Origin of the sequence: Pseudomonas sp. FFUP_PS_473, assembly GCF_002858665.1 — a bacterium.
Taxonomy (GTDB): domain Bacteria; phylum Pseudomonadota; class Gammaproteobacteria; order Pseudomonadales; family Pseudomonadaceae; genus Aquipseudomonas; species Aquipseudomonas defluvii.
Genome location: NZ_PJQQ01000013.1, coordinates 1 through 15,144, shown reverse-complemented (window position 1 = coordinate 15,144; position 15,144 = coordinate 1). Strand labels below are relative to the sequence as shown.

Genomic DNA, 15,144 nt, shown 5'->3' with positions numbered 1-15,144 from the left:
ATATTTATGTATTGCCCCTTTACATCAAATGCAAATCTTTCGCATTATTTTGCAGTTTTGCGTGCACCCGCACACCTGTTCAACTTCTCGACGCAGGAAATCGCCATGATTCGTATGCCTCTGGCCACCGCCAGTCTGTTGGCCATTGCCATCTCTCTCGCCGGTTGCGGCGATAGCAAGGACAAAGCCAGCGCGCCGCAAGCACAGACACCCGCCGCCAGTGCTGCCGCCCCTGCCGCAGGTGCACTTGACGAAGCCGCCAGCAAGGCCGTGATCAAGCACTACACCGAGATGGTCTACGCCGTCTTCAGCGATTCCCTGAGCACCGCCAAAACCCTGCAAGGCGCCATCGACGCCTTCCTCGCCACCCCCAACGACGAAACCCTGAAAGCCGCCAAGGCCGCCTGGGTCGCTGCACGTGTTCCGTACCTGCAGAGCGAAACCTTCCGCTTCGGCAACACCATCATCGACGACTGGGAAGGGCAAGTGAACGCCTGGCCGCTGGACGAAGGCCTGATCGATTATGTCGATGCCAACTATGAGCACGCCCTGGGCAACCCGGGCGGCACCGCCAACATCATTGCCAACACTGAAATCCAGGTGGGTGAAGACAAGGTCGACGTCAAGGACATCACTGCCGAGAAACTGGCCAGCCTGAACGAGCTGGGCGGCTCCGAAGCCAACGTCGCCACCGGCTACCATGCCATCGAGTTCTTGCTCTGGGGCCAGGACCTGAACGGCACCGGCCCAGGTGCGGGTGCACGTCCTGCATCGGACTACCTGGAAGGTAAAGGCGCCACCGGTGGCCACAACGAGCGTCGCCGCGCTTACCTCAAGGCCGTCACCCAACTGCTGGTCGATGACCTGGAAACCATGGTCGGCAACTGGAAGCCAGGTGTTGCTGACAACTACCGTGCCACCCTCGAAGCCGAGCCGGTTACCGATGGTTTGCGCAAGATGCTGTTCGGCATGGGTAGCCTGTCGCTGGGCGAGCTGGCCGGCGAGCGCATGAAGGTATCCCTGGAGGCCAACTCCCCTGAAGACGAGCAGGACTGCTTCAGCGACAACACCCACTTCTCGCACTTCTACGATGCCAAAGGTATCCGTAACGTCTACCTGGGCGAGTACACCCGAGCCGACGGTACCAAGCTGACTGGCCCTAGCCTGTCATCGCTGGTAGCCAAGGCCGATCCAGCAGCCGATGCTACGCTCAAGGCCGACCTGGAAGCCACCGAGGCAAAACTGCAGGTCATCGTTGACCATGCCGCCAAAGGCGAACACTACGACCAGCTCATCGCCGCTGACAACGCTGCCGGTAACCAGATCATCCGTGATGCCATTGCCGCCCTGGTCAAACAGACCGGCGCCATTGAGCAGGCAGCCGCCAAGCTGGGGATCAATGACCTGAAACCAGACACCGCCGATCACGAATTCTGATCAGCCGTTCAGCACTCCGTTGTAAACCACATGCCCGATGCCTTGCATCGGGCATGTTGCGTTATATAACTTGAACTTCACACACCGCCACTAGACCCCGCACGTTTGCCTCGCCAATAACCCGCCTGTCAAACCGCCCTCCTCCTACACGTTACTGTCCAGCGTTCGCATTGTTATCACTGTTTCAGAGTGTTCAACTCTACACATCAACTGCGCACAGAAATGACAATTTATAAAACATGAACACCGGAAGTTCTTCCACCTCCATATATCAATATAGAGACACTCAAGGAGCCTGCCACGATGAAAATACTCGACGTCTGGGGAGAAGGCCGAATCGTTGACAAAATATCTGACACCGTCTTTATCACCGGCTTTACGGATGCAGACAACATCAATAAAGATGGCCAAAAGATATCCAACGGCCCGGATACAGGAAAGGAAATACCCCGTCTTATTCCCGTGAATGATTATGACTACCCCATTTTTCCACTCGCAGAAAACCTGTACCCCTGCGAAACACTGATGGGGGCTCCTATAACCGTGGGCGCCGCTCAGGAAATGTGCAGGGTACTGAGCGCGCCGGCTGGCAAAGTGTACCTCTATGACCCTGCCGAGCCCTTCAGAAAGGCCTTCGAAACAACGGCACGCGGTCACGGACTATTCCTAGAGGGACGCTATTCACCTGAAACACTTCCTTCCCCGCTAAACGAAATAACCATGCACGCCGTCTATGTGTATGGCCAAGCAACAGAGCCCCGTCCGACCCCCAACATTGAACTTTGAACACACCTGGTAACTGGAGCATTCTATGGCGAGCGTCAGCATTCTGCGATCCATCGCAAATAACACCCCGTACACCTTGTCCATTCGCAATGGCGAAAGCAAAAGCGATCTGTTTTCCATCGGCGCACAATCCGCATGGAACGGTTGCATGAACGTACCCTGGATCGGAAAGGTCTCAGAAAACTATAAAGCCATTGAACTGGTCATGGGCGCTAAAGCCGAAACAACACTGTGGCTGTTTCAAGATTACTGGGAGCCGGCACATGAAAATGCGGTTAAATATTTATTCGGCACTAAAATGGATTATACGGGCGGCACCCTGGAAGTGCCGGGAAACAACCGGGGTGGCGGTAACCACAACCTGATCATCAGCCTGGAGGGCAATCGTTTTACCTTGAAAATGATGTAAAACTGCAGCGTATACCGCACTTCGGCATTACAGCCCGCCAAGCACCGCTACCGGCCTTCGGGTCGGCAGCGCCCTCCCCCGCATGAGCCGCCACGCGCAAAATTTCATCAAGCAAACGCAAATCCCTCTTATTCAACAAGCGGATAGCCTGCTAAGCTTGCGAGCCGGTTTTTGCTCGCGCCTCAGGATTTCAGATGTCCTCGTTGCTTCGCTGCCTTTTTCTCCTGCTCTTGGTACTGCCGCTGGCAGCCTGTGACGACGCCCCGCGCTTCACTCAGGCTGAGCCAGGGGAAGCCATGGGTGGCGGCACGTCGACGGTCAACAAGCACGACAAAAATGCCTTTTCGATGGCCTCCGCCAACCTGACAGCGAGCCGACAACTGGACTTCAGTGTCGGCAACAGCTTCTTCCGCAACCCTTGGGTAATTGCACCGTCCACAACCACCGCTCGTGACGGCCTGGGCCCCCTGTTCAACACCAATGCCTGCCAGAACTGTCACATCAGGGACGGTCGCGGCCACCCTCCTGGGCCAGATGCCAAAAGCGCAGCCTCGATGCTGGTGCGCCTGTCGATCCCGAATGCAACAGAATATCTGCCGGTCATCGAACGCCTGGGTGTCGTCCCCGAACCGGCCTATGGCGGACAGTTGCAGGATATGGCTGTGCCTGGGGTTGCACCCGAAGGCAAGGTCCGGGTGGAATACACACCACACAGCGTCACCTTCACAGACGGCACCACGGTCGAGCTGCGCAAGCCAAAGCTGCTTATCAGCCAACTTGGCTACGGGCCAATGCATCCCGACACACGTTTCTCCGCACGTGTCGCACCGCCGATGATTGGCCTAGGTCTGCTGGAAGCCATTCCGGAAGAGGCCATCCTGGCCAACGCCGATCCCTACGACAGCAACGGTGACGGCATCCGAGGCCATGTCAATCAGGTGTGGGACGACGCCCAGGGTAAAACCGTCATGGGCCGCTTTGGCTGGAAAGCCGGGCAACCGAATCTCAACCAGCAAAACGTGCACGCCTTCTCCGGCGACATGGGCCTGACCACCCGCCTGCGCCCGATAGACGACTGCACACCGACACAAACCGACTGCCTGAATGCCCGCCAAGACCGTGGTGAACCGGAGGTCAGCGATAACATTCTGCGTTTGATGTTGTTCTATACCCGCAATCTGGCAGTGCCCGCACGCAAGGATGTCGACTCACCACAGGTGCTGGCCGGCAAGAACCTGTTCTTCGAAGCCGGTTGCCAACGCTGCCATATCCCGACGTTCACCACCTCGGCAAACGCCGCGGAGCCGGAGCAGGCCAACCAGGTGATCCGCCCGTATACCGACCTGCTGCTGCACGACATGGGGCCGGATCTGGCGGACGATCGCAGCGAGTTTGCCGCCGGTGGCCGCGACTGGCGTACCGCACCGCTGTGGGGCATCGGCATGACCGAAACAGTCAGTGGCCACACCCAATTCCTGCACGACGGCCGGGCGCGCAACCTGCTCGAAGCGGTGCTTTGGCACGGCGGCGAAGCAAAGGCCGCCCAACAACACGTCTTGACCTTCAATGCAGAGCAACGCGCCGCGCTGCTGGCATTCCTGAACTCACTCTAGCCATAGGAGCCGGGCATGTTCCGTCCCAAACTGTTATTTACCAGCCTCGCCGCCCTAGCGCTGGGCGCCTGCTCGCCGCAGGATCCGCAAGCGGTCACTTCCGCCGCGATTGCCAAGCAAGTGATCCTGCCCACCTACAGCCGCTGGGTCGAAGCCGACCGTCAGCTGGCCGTCAGCGCGCTGGCCTTCTGCGAAGGCAAGAACAGCCTGGAAACCGCACGGGCTGACTTCCTTCACGCCCAAAAGGCCTGGGCAGAGTTGCAACCACTGCTGATCGGGCCGCTGGCCGAGGGCAACCGCGCCTGGCAGGTGCAGTTCTGGCCAGACAAGAAAAACCTGGTAGGACGCCAGGTAGAACAACTGATCAACAGTGACAAGCCGATCGATGCCAGCACCCTCGCCAACTCCAGCGTCGTGGTCCAGGGGCTCTCGGCTTACGAGTACATCCTGTTTGACAGCAAGCCAGACACCGCCAATGCCGAGCAGAAAGCCCGCTACTGCCCGCTGCTGGTTGCCATCGGCGAGCGTCAGAAAGCCCTGGCCGAAGAAATCCTGAAGGGCTGGAACAAGAACGACGGCGTGCTCGCACAGATGACCAAGTTCCCGAACCAGCGCTATGCCGACTCTCACGAAGCGATTGCCGACGTGCTCCGCGCCCAGGTCACTGCGCTGGACACCCTGAAGAAAAAACTCGGCACGCCGATGGGTCGCATGAGCAAGGGCATCCCGCAGCCACTGCAGGCAGAAGCCTGGCGTAGCCAGTCGTCTCTGAAGAGCCTGCATGCCAGCCTCAGTGCTGCACAGACAGTATGGGCCGGGGTCGACAATCAAGGGCTGCGCAGCCTGCTCGGCAGCGACCAGAAGGCCCTTGCCGACAAGATCGACGCTGCCTATGCGGCATCGCTGAAGCTGTTGGCCGACACGCCGAAGCCCCTTGGCGAGCTGCTGGAAGATGAAGCCGGTCGTGAGCAGCTGAACGCGATCTATGACAGCCTGAACGCCGTCCACCGCCTGCACGAGACTGATCTGGCCAAGGCGCTGGGTATTCAATTGGGCTTCAACGCCAACGACGGTGACTGATCATGTTGCGACGTCAGGCTCTGAAAGTCGGTAGCGCGGTGCTTGCTGCCCTCACGCTAGGCGGATGGACCCTGTTCCAGAACAAGCGTCAGCAGCCCCTGCTGCTCTCGGCCCGCGACGATAGCGACGGCAACCACTACGCCGTCGGCTACCGCCTGGACGGTAGCCAGGTATTCGCGACCCAGGTCGGACAGCGTTGCCACGACATCATCAATCACCCTGAACTGCCCATCGCCCTGTTCGTGGCGCGTCGACCCGGTACCGAGAGCTATCTGGTCGACTTGCGCGACGGCCGCCTGCTGCAAACCGTCACCTCACAGCCGAACCGTCATTTCTATGGCCACGCGGTGATTCACAAGGGCGGTGAATGGCTGTATGCCACCGAGAACGACACCACTGATCCGGGGCGGGGTGTACTTGGGGTCTACCGATTCGAGGGCGAACGGCTGCAGCACAGTGGCGAGCTGCCCACCCACGGCCTTGGCCCGCATCAGGTGTCCTGGCTACCCGATGGTGAAACCCTGGTGGTCGCCAACGGCGGTATTCGCACCGAAGCCGAAAGCCGCGTCGAGATGAACCTCGATGCCATGGAACCCAGCCTGGTATTGATGCACCGCGACGGCACCTTGCTGAGCAAGGAAACCCTGAGCCAGCAAATGAACAGCGTTCGTCACCTGGCCGTTGCCAGCGACGGCACGCTGGTCGCTTGTCAGCAGTTCATGGGCGACGCTCACGAAACCGCTGAACTGCTGGCGATCAAACGCCCAGGGCAGCCCTTCCTGCCATTCCCCGTGGCGCAGGCACAGTTGCAGTCAATGGCGAACTACACCGCCAGTGTCGCGGTACACAGTGAGTTGCGACTGGTTGCACTGACCGCACCTCGGGCCAACCGCCTGTTCATCTGGGATCTGGACACGGGTGCAACGCGCCTGGATGCCCCGATGCCCGACTGCGCCGGTGTTGGCGCAGTCGCAGACGGTTTCGTCGTCACCTCGGGCCAGGGCCGCTGCCGGCTCTATGATTGCCGCAAGGCAGAACCGGTCGGCCAACCGTTGCAGTTGCCGCCCGGGCTTTGGGACAACCATCTGCACCTGACGTGAGTAGCATCAAGGGGAAATGGACTTCCCTGCATTAGGCAAAGGCGTAATATTCGACAACACTGCACAACAGTGAGCAGGTGTTCGTCAGTGCTGTGCCTGCCTGTCTAGCCTCCAAGGAAATGGAATATGCTGCGCCGCCGCATGCTGATCATGTTGGGTGTCGTGTTGCTGATTGTGCTGATTCTGGGAGGCTACAAAGCCTTCAGTATCTATCAGCAAATTCAGCAATTCAGCGCGCCAAGACCTCCCGTGAGCGTAGCGGCGACTGCCGCGCGCGAACAGCTCTGGCAGAGTCGACTGCCCGCAGTTGGCAGCCTCAAGGCGTTTCAGGGGGTCAATCTGAGCCTGGAGACCGCCGGTACGGTCAAGACCCTGCTGTTCGAGTCAGGCCAGCGGATCAGAGTAGGCCAGCCCCTCTTGCAGCTCGACAGCGACGTGGAAAGCGCCTTGCTGGGCACCGCGATGGCGGACCTCGGGCTGGCGCAGGTCGAGTATGGACGCGGCAGCCAGCTGATCGACAGTCAGGCAATCTCCAAAGGCGAGTTTGATCGCCTCGCAGCACAACTGCTGCGCAGCAAAGCCGTGGTCGCCCAACTCAAAGGTTCCTTGGCGAAAAAGACGATCCTTGCGCCGTTCAGCGGTACCATTGGTATCCGCCAGGTCGATATCGGCGACTACCTGCCCAGTGGCACAGTGATCGCCACCCTTCAGGACCTGAGCAGCCTGTACGCTGACTTTTACGTGGCCGAACAGGCGTTTCCCAAACTGGGCATCGGCCAGCAGGTACTGGTCAGCGTTGCAGCCTACCCCAACCAGACGTTCCCTGGCGCCATCAGCGCTATCAACCCCAAGGTTGAAGACAGCACCCGTAATGTGCAGGTCCGCGCCACCCTGGCGAACCCCGATGGCAAGCTGTTACCCGGCATGTTCACCAGCCTGCAAATACTGCTGCCCAACCCGCGCACGGAAGTGGTCGTCCCTGAGACTGCGGTCACCTACACCCTGTATGGCACCTCGGTGTACGTCGCAGTGCCCAAGACCGCCGAGGACGGCCAGCCACAAAAGACCCCTGACGGCCAACCGGTGTGGGTGGCAGAGCGCCGTTTCATTGAAGCCGGCGAGCGCCGTGAAGGCCTGGTGGTCATCGCCAAAGGCGTTAAGGTAGGTGAACAGGTGGTGACGGCCGGTCAACTGAAACTCAGCCAAGGCGCCCTGATCACCGTCAGCCCGGACAAGACTCTGACGGGCGAGCCGGCCACCTCGCCACGCGTCGATTGATCAAGGAACCTTCATGGCCTTAACCGATCCGTTCATTCGCCGCCCTGTACTGGCCAGTGTGGTCAGCCTGCTGATCGTCCTGCTCGGCTTCCAGGCCTGGAGCTCGTTGCAGATCCGTCAGTATCCGCAGATGGAAAACGCCCTGATCACGGTGACCACCGCCTACCCCGGCGCCAACGCGGAAACCATTCAAGGCTACATCACCCAGCCCATGCAGCAGAGCCTGGCAAGCGCAGAGGGCATTGACTATATGACCTCGGTGAGCCGGCAGAATTTCTCGGTGATATCGATCTACGCCCGAATCGGCTCGGACAGTGACCGGATGTTTACCGAACTGCTGGCCAAGGCCAATGAGGTAAAGAACAAACTGCCTCAAGATGCCGAAGACCCGGTCCTGAGCAAGGAGGCCGCTGGCGCCTCGGCGCTGATGTACATCAGCTTCTACAGCAGCGAACTGAGCAACCCGCAGATCACCGATTACCTGTCACGGGTGATCCAGCCCAAGCTGGCAACATTGCCGGGCATGGCTGAAGCAGAGATCCTCGGCAACCAGTTGTTCGCGATGCGCATCTGGATCGACCCGGTCAAACTCGCAGGCTATGGCCTGAGCGCCAGCGATGTGACTGACGCGGTACGGCGCTACAACTTCCTTTCTGCAGCGGGCGAAGTCAAAGGCGAATACGTGGTCACCAGTATCAACGCCAGCACTGAGCTCAAGTCGGCCGAAGCCTTCGCCGCCATCCCGCTGAAAACCATGGGCGATAGCCGGGTGCTGCTGCGCGATGTGGCCCGGGTGCAAATGGGCGCGGAGAACTACGATACGGTCAGTTCTTTCGATGGCACCCCGTCGGTCTACATCGGCATCAAGGCGACGCCAGCGGCCAACCCGCTGGATGTCATCAAGGAAGTGCGCAAACTGATGCCGGAACTGAACAGCCAGTTACCGCCCAACCTGAAAGCCTCCATCGCTTACGACGCCACACTGTTCATCCAGGCCTCGATCAACGAAGTGATCAAAACCCTGGCGGAAGCCGTGCTGATCGTGATCGTCGTGGTCTTTCTCTTCCTCGGGGCGCTGCGCTCGGTGCTGATTCCGGTCATCACCATTCCATTGTCGATGATCGGCGTACTGTTTTTCATGCAACTGATGGGCTACTCAATCAACCTGCTGACCCTGCTGGCCATGGTGCTGGCGATTGGTCTGGTGGTGGACGACGCCATTGTCGTCGTGGAAAACATCCACCGGCACATCGAAGCTGGCGAGACGCCCTTGGAGGCCTCGTTGGCAGGGGCGCGAGAAATTGCGATACCCGTGGTCTCGATGACCATCACGCTGGCAGCGGTGTACGCGCCGATTGGCTTTTTACAAGGCCTTACCGGCGCACTGTTCAAGGAGTTCGCCTTGACCCTCGCTGGCGCCGTGATCATCTCCGGGATCGTCGCCCTGACCCTGTCGCCCATGATGTGCTCAATGCTCCTGCGCCATCAAGCCAACACCCACGGCCTGGCCTATCGCCTCGACCAGCTATTTGAACGCCTCAAGCAGCGTTACCAGAAAATCCTCCACGGCACACTCAACACGCGCCCCGTAGTGTTGGTGTTTGCCGTGATCGTCCTGTGCCTGATTCCGGTGCTGCTGATGTTCACCAAGAAAGAGCTGGCACCGGACGAAGACCAAGGCATCGTGTTCATGCTGGCCACCGCACCACAGCCAGCCAACCTGAACTACCTGAATGCCTACACCGACGAATTCATAAACATTTTCAAGGCATTCCCGGAGTACTACTCATCCTTCCAGATCAATGGCTTCAACGGGGTGCAGTCAGGCATCGGAGGTTTCCTGCTAAAGCCCTGGAATGAGCGGGAGCGAACCCAAATGGCACTATTGCCAGAGGTTCAGGCAAAGCTCAACCAGATCAGTGGCCTGCAGGTCTTCGGCTTCAATCTGCCATCACTGCCCGGTACGACCCAAGGTTTGCCCTTCGAGTTTGTCATCAACACCCCGAACGATTACGCATCGCTGCTGCAAGTGGCCGAGCAGGTAAAAACACGCGCCGAGGCCACCGGAAAATTTGCCTTTCTCGACATCGATCTGGCCTTCGACAAGCCCGAAGTCGTCGTCGATATTGATCGGGCCAAGGCCGCACAAATGGGGGTGACCATGGCCACGCTAGGGAGCACACTCGCGACCTTGCTGGGTGAGGCTGAGATCAACCGGTTCACCCTTGAAGGACGCAGCTACAAGGTCATTGCCCAGGTCGAGCGCGCCTACCGTGACAACCCTGGCTGGCTGAACAACTACTACGTCAAGAATGAACAAGGGCAAATGCTGCCGCTGTCGACGCTGATCACCGTCAGCGACCGCGCACGACCGCGCCAACTGAATCAGTTCCAACAGCTGAACTCGGCCATTATCCAGGGCGTACCGCTGGTCAGTATGGGGGAGGCCATCGAAACCGTACGCAACATCGCCCGCGAAGAAGCCCCCGCCGGGTACGCCTTTGACTACAGTGGCGTTGCACGCCAATTCATCCAGGAGGGCTCGGCACTGTGGGTCACCTTTGGCCTGGCGTTGGCCATCATCTTCTTGGTACTGGCAGCGCAGTTCGAGAGTTTCCGCGACCCTCTGGTCATTCTGGTGACAGTCCCGCTATCAATCTGCGGCGCACTGATTCCGCTGTTCCTTGGCCTGTCGAGCATGAACATCTATACCCAGGTCGGGCTGGTCACCTTGATCGGACTGATCAGCAAACACGGCATCCTGATCGTCGAATTCGCCAATCAGTTACGTCGGCAAAATGGCTTGTCGGTACGAGAAGCCATAGAAGAGGCCGCCGCGATTCGCCTGCGCCCGGTACTGATGACCACTGCCGCGATGGTCTTTGGCATGGTGCCCTTGATTCTGGCCAGCGGCGCCGGGGCGGTCAGTCGCTTCGACATCGGCACCGTGATTGCCACCGGCATGTCGGTGGGAACCCTGTTCACGCTCTTTGTCCTGCCCTGCGTCTACACCCTGCTGGCCAAGGCGGACGCTCCGCCAGGGGTCGGGGACTCACAACCAACCTGAATAGCCCATAATCAAAAGCCCCGTCGTTGACGAGGCTTTTCAGGTTACCCAAAACAGGATCAGCTTTGGGGTCGAAGCCCTTGCCTCAAGCCGAACAACAACAGTAGCAAGTCGTGATCGGGCGTGGCCACGACCCGATCCTTGACAACATGTGGCGTAGGGCAGTGGGCCGTGTCGCTGAGGATACCAGGGCCGGGTTCATCCCACGCGGCTGCCGCAGCGGTGGCTATTGCCAGACCACCCAGGAAGAACAGACCTCGAGCAATTTCTAGTTTCATTACTCTAAACCTTTGACAGCGCTGCCAAACACCCTGAGGTAAAAATAGAGCAGCTTTTGCCAGTCTGCGTTGCGCCACGACGAATGGTGACGCAACTATGTGATCGTTGTAGGCGGCCAAACGGCTGCCGTGGCGGTGACAGGCAGGCGCCTCCTAGCCTTTACGCAGCACGTAAACGCGCCACATGGCGTAGAACGGCAAAAAATCCAACCGTTCCTGAATGCGGAATCCTGCTTCGACGAACTCCTGCTCCACCGTGGCAGCAGGCAGCACAAAGCGATTCTGGCGAGCCTCTTCTGAACCTGTTTTCGCCAAGCGACGTGCTTCCAGCTTTTTACGTCGCCAGGCTTTGAAGTTGCCATCGACCCAGAGCGAGAGGATCACGCTGTCACGGGAGACACGTTGAAACTCGGAGAGAATGACCTTGCGGTGCGCCGCTTCACCAACCTGCTGAAAGAGTCGCATACAGAAAATGCTGTCGACGGCATTGTCGGGCAACTCGATGTTGAATGCAGAGGTCTGCAGGGTGCGCACACGCTCGACGACACCGGCCGGTTGCGACGTACGAGCGGTTTCAAGCATCGCTTCCGAGTTGTCGGCGCCGAGGATCACACGATTGTTTTTTTCCGCCAGCAACGGCCAAAAATGCCCGGCACCACACGGCAGATCAAGCACAAGACCCGGCTCCCCCGACAGCGCCAGCGCACGACGCGCCAACTGTTCATCACGCTGGTGGGACAGACGGCGCGCCAACCCATCTTGATGCTTGAGAAAGCAATCCTGAGCCTGTTGCTGATCGTGCTTCTCGGAAAACTCGAGCTTGATGGGACTGCGCATTCTGCCTCTCCTGACTCCATTGGCGCCCACCTTATTCAGGTGGGCGTTGGCGTCAGGTCATGCGGATGTGAAAAAAACGTTAAACACGTTCACACCAACTTCATCCTGTTTCAGGACGGGGTTAGCCGATGATCTCATCCCGATCAGTCAATTGACTTCGGCCGTGGCTCAGATCGACATGGAAGCGACAGCCATTGGGTGTCATGGCCGTGAGGCTGACAATCCAGCACTGGTCATCACAGATCCGCTGTACCAATGACAACCCCAACCCCAGCCCCTCACCACGCTTTTCTCCACCGCGTACAAACGGCTGGAACATGGCTTCACGCTGCTCTTCAGGAATGCCCACGCCACTGTCTTCAACCATGAACCCGGAGGGCTCCAAGGTTAAGCGAATGAAACCGCGTTCAGTGTAATGCGCCGCATTACGCAGCAGATTGCCCATCACCGCCTGCAGAAAGGTTGCATTGTAGAGAACCGATCCCGCAGCGCCTGCGCTGTAGTACAACTGCAGACCTTTCTGTTCAATGGTGTCGCGCCACACCCCCAGCAGGTCATCAGCGACTTCTTTCAGGGTCGCCTGCGAGGCAACGGCCCCCTCATCACGCTGAGCCCGAGCCAACATCAGGAAGGTTTTGACCAACTCACGCATTTCCTCGCTGGCCCTGGCGATACGCTCGACCTGTGCCCTTGCGCGGTCATCGAGCTTCGTGTTTTCCAGCAGCAATTCGCAGGACGTGGCCAGCACCATCAAGGGTGTACGCAACTCATGACTGACATCGCTGGTGAACAAGCGCTCACGGGTCAATGCATCGCGCAATCGGCCCAAGGTGGCATCGAATGCCACCGCCAGTTGCCCGACCTCATCCGCGGCATAATCCGGAGCCAGAGGCGGTGCCAGGCCCAACAATTGATCGCGGTGGCGAACCTGACGAGCCAAACGGATCACCGGCGCCATTACCTTGCGCGCCAACACCCAGCCCAGGAACACCGCCAGCGCCAGGCTCAACACAAAGCCGACCACCACGACGGCAAAAAGCACACGCTCGCGCTCTTCGAAATCACTTTGATCCTGCAACAGGACATAGCGACGGCCATCTACGATCTCGACCATCGCGTGATACGACAGTTGATCACGAAAGACCTCATGAAACCCCGGGTCCAGGTGCCTGAGATCCTTGGGCAAGGCAAAGTCATCGCGCCCGCCGCTGAAGTAGAACAGTTGATCTGGCCGCGGCCTGTGGCTCCAGTCACTCACGCTGTCCATCAACAACAACCGCTGCAGATCGCCACCCAATACGGCAGAGATCAAACGCTCTTCGACCAGATGTACTGTCGCCACAATACCGAAAGCGAACGCTCCCGCGACCAAGGCGCTCATCAAGGCAAAGGCGATGATGATCCGCTGCGCCAGGCTTTGCTTAAACTCCATCGCGGCCCTCGGCCATGCGGTACCCCACACCATGTACCGTGTGCAGCAATGGCTTGTCGAACGGCTTGTCGATCACCTGGCGTAGTTGATGAACGTGGCTACGCAGGCTATCACTGTCAGGACAGTCATCCCCCCAGAGCGCCTCTTCAAGCACTTCGCGGCGCAACACATGGGGGCTTTTTTGCATGAGTACGGCAAGCAATTTCAGGCCGACCGGGTTCAACTTGAGCAAGCGCCCTTGGCGCGTGACCTCAAGCGTGTCCAGGTCATAACTCAAATCACCGACTTGCAGGCTGCGGCGTCCGCCACCCTGAGCACGACGCAGCACCGCCTCAATACGTGCGGCCAACTCCGACAGGGCAAATGGCTTGAGCAGGTAATCGTCGGCGCCCGAGCGAAAACCCTGCAGACGGTCGTCAAGTTGGTCACGGGCGGTGAGCATGATCACCGGCGTGTCGCGCCGGGCATCCTCGCGCAAGCGCTTGCATAGCGTGTAGCCGTCAATACCGGGTAACATGATGTCGAGCACAATCAGGTCATAGTGTTCGGTCGCCGCCAGGTGCAAACCCGAGAGGCCGTCCTGGGCACAATCGACCGTGTAGCCCTTGAGGCCAAGGTAATCTGCCAGATTGGCCAGAATATCGCGGTTGTCTTCAACCAATAGAATTCGCATGGGTATCCCCCGTTCACTGCATTTGCCTGCTTGGCAGGCGCAGCTTAAGGCCATCGCTCACGTACTGCCAGATCAGAACAGATTTATCACTGGTTAACGTTTTTTTCACCGAGTATTCACAGACTACGCACCCCCCTCCACAGAAAATCACCGGTCGCTACGTCAAGCCTATACCCGGCTCGGGCTTGCCGACCGGGACTGTCCATTTTGTTTGCCAGGACCTGTCATGCCTGAAGCCCACATCCGCCCACCATCGCGCCCCATCAACGCCTGGCTGTACCTCGGCCTTCCCCTTTTAGTCGCCACCGCCCTGCTCCTTCTGGAACTGACCAGCCTGGACATGAACATTGCCAAGTGGGCCTATGACCCTGTGGCAGGCCAGTTCATCGGACGACACAGCTTCTTTCTTGAAGACATCCTGCATGATCGGGCCAAACAAGTTGTAATCGTCTTGGGATTGGCAGCGATTGTCGGGTTTATCGCCAGCCTGCTGCTGAAGAAACTCAACCCCTGGCGCCGCGAACTGGGTTGCCTGGTAATGGCAATGGCCGTGTCTACCAGCTTTGTAACCCCGCTCAAGGCAGTAACCGCTGTGCAGTGTCCTTGGAGCCTGCAGGAATTCGGCGGCAAAGAGACCTACAGCGAACTGCTCAGCCCACGCCCAGCAACGGACAAACCCGGACGCTGCTGGCCAGGCGGCCATGCGGCCACTGGTTTTACCCTGTTCGCACTGTTCTTCGTGCTCCGTGATCGACGCCCACGCATGGCACGGGCAGCACTGTGGTTTGCCTTTGGGCTGGGCACCGTGTTTTCGGTCGGACGGATGCTGCAAGGCGCGCACTTCTTCTCGCACAATGTCTGGACTGCTGTGTTCTGCTGGTTGATCAGCCTGGGCTGCTACTACGCCGTGCTGTACCGCAGACCGGCCACCGCTGAAGTGCCTGCACCAGCAACAGCCCAAACCCGATAAGCGAATTGCCCTACAGGGGATGTGTTCAAGCAGTGTGATCCAACTGCAGCGAACACACTGACCTACTGCTACCTTCGCAGGTAGGCCCTGTGGCAGCGATATCCCCGTAAATCGAGTAGGAGGCGAGTTCACACCCGCCGTCCTCTCACACCACCGTGCGTACGGTTCCGTACACGGCGGTTCA

The 15,144-nt window shown here is 59.0% G+C and carries 13 protein-coding genes and 1 pseudogene; 9 read left to right on the top strand and 5 right to left on the bottom strand.

The annotated features are described in order from the left end of the window. The first annotated feature begins 105 nt into the window (after positions 1–105). The 8 genes from CYD26_RS10960 (at position 106) to CYD26_RS10925 (ending at position 10,770) form a co-directional block, all read left to right on the top strand. Positions 106–1,437 carry an imelysin family protein gene (locus CYD26_RS10960; RefSeq protein ID WP_102052614.1) on the top strand — a complete coding sequence of 444 codons (1,332 nt, stop codon included), beginning with the start codon at positions 106–108 and terminating at the stop codon, positions 1,435–1,437. Positions 1,438–1,740: 303 nt separating this feature from the next. Beyond that, entirely contained in the window at positions 1,741–2,223 is a 483-nt protein-coding gene (locus tag CYD26_RS10955; protein ID WP_102052613.1) for a hypothetical protein, read from the top strand. A 25-nt stretch (positions 2,224–2,248) separates the two neighbouring features. After that, the gene (locus CYD26_RS10950) at positions 2,249–2,632 is read left to right on the top strand and encodes a hypothetical protein (RefSeq protein WP_102052612.1); all 384 of its coding nucleotides are present in this window, start codon (positions 2,249–2,251) and stop codon (positions 2,630–2,632) included. Between the two features lie 194 nt (positions 2,633–2,826). Beyond that, positions 2,827–4,245 (top strand): di-heme oxidoredictase family protein, encoded by a 1,419-nt coding sequence (locus CYD26_RS10945; RefSeq protein WP_065758947.1) that lies wholly within the window; start codon positions 2,827–2,829, stop codon positions 4,243–4,245. 15 nt (positions 4,246–4,260) lie between these two features. Then, positions 4,261–5,325, top strand: coding sequence for an imelysin family protein (locus tag CYD26_RS10940; RefSeq protein WP_065758946.1), 1,065 nt, complete (start codon positions 4,261–4,263; stop codon positions 5,323–5,325). 2 nt (positions 5,326–5,327) lie between these two features. Then, entirely contained in the window at positions 5,328–6,425 is a 1,098-nt protein-coding gene (locus CYD26_RS10935; protein WP_065758945.1) for a DUF1513 domain-containing protein, read from the top strand. A 126-nt stretch (positions 6,426–6,551) separates the two neighbouring features. Then, a complete protein-coding gene (locus tag CYD26_RS10930; RefSeq protein WP_102052611.1) occupies positions 6,552–7,703 on the top strand; it encodes an efflux RND transporter periplasmic adaptor subunit in 1,152 nt (383 codons plus the stop codon). A gap of 13 nt (positions 7,704–7,716) precedes the next feature. Then, a complete protein-coding gene (locus tag CYD26_RS10925) occupies positions 7,717–10,770 on the top strand; it encodes a multidrug efflux RND transporter permease subunit (protein WP_102052610.1) in 3,054 nt (1,017 codons plus the stop codon). Positions 10,771–10,829: 59 nt separating this feature from the next. Here CYD26_RS10925 and CYD26_RS25490 read toward each other — a convergent pair whose 3' ends face one another. From CYD26_RS25490 to colR, 5 genes and pseudogenes are all read right to left on the bottom strand, one after another. Beyond that, positions 10,830–11,048: a hypothetical protein gene (locus CYD26_RS25490; RefSeq protein WP_065758942.1), complete on the bottom strand. Its 219-nt coding sequence runs from the start codon at positions 11,046–11,048 to the stop codon at positions 10,830–10,832. After that, positions 11,048–11,143: pseudogene (locus CYD26_RS25485) on the bottom strand (InaA protein); the annotation flags it as partial. The gene CYD26_RS25490 and the pseudogene CYD26_RS25485, both read right to left, overlap by 1 nt. A gap of 58 nt (positions 11,144–11,201) precedes the next feature. Beyond that, positions 11,202–11,885 carry a class I SAM-dependent methyltransferase gene (locus tag CYD26_RS10910; protein WP_102052609.1) on the bottom strand — a complete coding sequence of 228 codons (684 nt, stop codon included), beginning with the start codon at positions 11,883–11,885 and terminating at the stop codon, positions 11,202–11,204. A 121-nt stretch (positions 11,886–12,006) separates the two neighbouring features. After that, on the bottom strand, positions 12,007–13,317 hold the full coding sequence (locus tag CYD26_RS10905) for a HAMP domain-containing sensor histidine kinase (RefSeq protein ID WP_065758940.1): 1,311 nt from the start codon (positions 13,315–13,317) through the stop codon (positions 12,007–12,009). Further along, positions 13,307–13,990, bottom strand: a complete 684-nt coding sequence (colR, locus tag CYD26_RS10900; RefSeq protein ID WP_065758939.1) for a two-component system response regulator ColR — start codon at positions 13,988–13,990, stop codon at positions 13,307–13,309. The genes CYD26_RS10905 and colR overlap by 11 nt, the downstream gene beginning before the upstream one ends. Positions 13,991–14,216: 226 nt before the next feature. Between colR and CYD26_RS10895 the strand changes: the two genes are divergently transcribed. Continuing rightward, entirely contained in the window at positions 14,217–14,960 is a 744-nt protein-coding gene (locus tag CYD26_RS10895) for a phosphatase PAP2 family protein (RefSeq protein WP_102052608.1), read from the top strand. Positions 14,961–15,144 lie beyond the last annotated feature (184 nt).

Coding starts and splice junctions, on each gene's coding strand:
- CYD26_RS10960 (WP_102052614.1), top strand. CDS start 106: ATGATTCGTATGCCTCTGGCCACCGCCAGTCTGTTGGCCATTGCCATC.
- CYD26_RS10955 (WP_102052613.1), top strand. CDS start 1,741: ATGAAAATACTCGACGTCTGGGGAGAAGGCCGAATCGTTGACAAAATA.
- CYD26_RS10950 (WP_102052612.1), top strand. CDS start 2,249: ATGGCGAGCGTCAGCATTCTGCGATCCATCGCAAATAACACCCCGTAC.
- CYD26_RS10945 (WP_065758947.1), top strand. CDS start 2,827: ATGTCCTCGTTGCTTCGCTGCCTTTTTCTCCTGCTCTTGGTACTGCCG.
- CYD26_RS10940 (WP_065758946.1), top strand. CDS start 4,261: ATGTTCCGTCCCAAACTGTTATTTACCAGCCTCGCCGCCCTAGCGCTG.
- CYD26_RS10935 (WP_065758945.1), top strand. CDS start 5,328: ATGTTGCGACGTCAGGCTCTGAAAGTCGGTAGCGCGGTGCTTGCTGCC.
- CYD26_RS10930 (WP_102052611.1), top strand. CDS start 6,552: ATGCTGCGCCGCCGCATGCTGATCATGTTGGGTGTCGTGTTGCTGATT.
- CYD26_RS10925 (WP_102052610.1), top strand. CDS start 7,717: ATGGCCTTAACCGATCCGTTCATTCGCCGCCCTGTACTGGCCAGTGTG.
- CYD26_RS25490 (WP_065758942.1), bottom strand. CDS start 11,048: ATGAAACTAGAAATTGCTCGAGGTCTGTTCTTCCTGGGTGGTCTGGCA.
- CYD26_RS10910 (WP_102052609.1), bottom strand. CDS start 11,885: ATGCGCAGTCCCATCAAGCTCGAGTTTTCCGAGAAGCACGATCAGCAA.
- CYD26_RS10905 (WP_065758940.1), bottom strand. CDS start 13,317: ATGGAGTTTAAGCAAAGCCTGGCGCAGCGGATCATCATCGCCTTTGCC.
- colR (WP_065758939.1), bottom strand. CDS start 13,990: ATGCGAATTCTATTGGTTGAAGACAACCGCGATATTCTGGCCAATCTG.
- CYD26_RS10895 (WP_102052608.1), top strand. CDS start 14,217: ATGCCTGAAGCCCACATCCGCCCACCATCGCGCCCCATCAACGCCTGG.